The organism is Bacillus sp. TL12 (genome assembly GCF_022625245.1).
GTDB lineage: Bacteria > Bacillota > Bacilli > Bacillales > Bacillaceae_G > Bacillus_A.
This window is the reverse complement of record NZ_JAJJBY010000150.1, coordinates 1-1,320: the sequence shown is the minus strand read 5'-3', so window position 1 is coordinate 1,320 and position 1,320 is coordinate 1. Positions and strand designations below refer to the sequence as shown.

Here is a 1,320-nt window from a genome sequence, read left to right as displayed (position 1 = left end):
GTAAATTTCGACATAAAAATAGCCTGATTTTCTATTATAAGAAAAATCAGGCTATTTTTATATTCTATATAGTACATCCTGACACAGTATACGCTATGTTTAAATTCAGCATTATACTGCCCTTTGTAAAAGAATAATTTTATAGTTTCCTTTAAATATAGAAGGTTCCTCATATACAATCTTTATTGGCAAATCCTTGCAAATATCACTAAACCCCCGATTAATATCTGTGCCAAGAAAGGAAGTAATGGTGTTGATTATGTTTCTGCTTATACTGGGAGACGATTCCTCAGGTGAAAATTTATCAAAAACTAATAAGAATCCTGTTTGTTTAGTTACTCGAAGAGCTTCAGCTAAAGCCTGCTTTGGATGTTCAACAACACTTAAAATGAGATTTAGAGATACTATATCAAAAGATTCATCTGGAAACTGTAATTGCTCTGCATTCATTTGTAGAAGTGTAGCCTGATTTTCCTGTATTTTAGTTTTTGCTTTATTTAACATATCTTGTGAAAGATCAATTCCTGTAATATGGACATCTGAAGGAATAAAACGAAAGTCCTCTCCAGTTCCGACACCAACAAATAAAATATCTTGTTTTGACTTAAGGGGAAGAAGAGAGAAAGCTCGCTCCCTTGCCTTTATAAATAATTTGTTACTCATTAAGTAATCATAAATTATAGAAATACCTTTATACTTAAGTTTATTCGTATGATTTTTCATCCTTTTACACCTCTTAATAATTATAGAAAAGTACGAAAAAGACAAAGACATGCATTTCGTTTTCTACATGTCTTCTAGCTTGTAAAAAATTTCATTCCTGGCAGTGAACTATGTAATCTATGTGTGAATAGAACCAAGGATTCATATCTATTTCTCCACGAATCTCCAATTCGTTTCCCTCCATAAAGGATTACAAGATTATAGCTTTCTTTTTGCAAGTAATATCCCATACTCAAACCAGCTTGACCAGCACCAACTATAATAAAATCTAACAAATAGTTCCCCCCAGTATCTACTTTTTAAAACATATGAATAATTGTTCATATGTTCATATGTTTTCGTTTATTATAGCACTCTATTTTAAAGCGTCAAGGGAATTTTAACCACTTTTTAAAGGGGAACGGCCAGAATTCCTTCTTTTTTGAGCCACTCACTAGATTAGGTTCTGGTGCAAAAATAAAATAAAAGAGAATACAGCACATATATTCCTAACGGAATCGTGTCTTATGCTGCAAGTTCAAACAATTGATGGATGAATTCTTTTTGAGTTTGGACGGACTGATTCCGTAAATCAATCTGTTCTTTTGTAATTATATG

At 31.9% G+C, this 1,320-nt stretch carries 1 protein-coding gene and 2 pseudogenes; all 3 read right to left on the bottom strand.

Translation table 11 applies throughout. The features are described from left to right. Positions 1-111 precede the first annotated feature (111 nt). The gene (locus LOK41_RS28145) at positions 112-723 is read right to left on the bottom strand and encodes a class I SAM-dependent methyltransferase (RefSeq protein WP_241819374.1); all 612 of its coding nucleotides are present in this window, start codon (positions 721-723) and stop codon (positions 112-114) included. Positions 724-815: 92 nt separating this feature from the next. Next, positions 816-998, bottom strand: a pseudogene (locus tag LOK41_RS28140) (NAD(P)-binding protein); the annotation flags it as partial. A 229-nt stretch (positions 999-1,227) separates the two neighbouring features. Beyond that, positions 1,228-1,320, bottom strand: a pseudogene (locus LOK41_RS28135) (IS6 family transposase); the annotation flags it as partial.

What these genes read in the sequence shown, in the direction of transcription:
- LOK41_RS28145 (WP_241819374.1), bottom strand. Translation starts at nt 723, where the DNA reads ATGAAAAATCATACGAATAAACTTAAGTATAAAGGTATTTCTATAATT.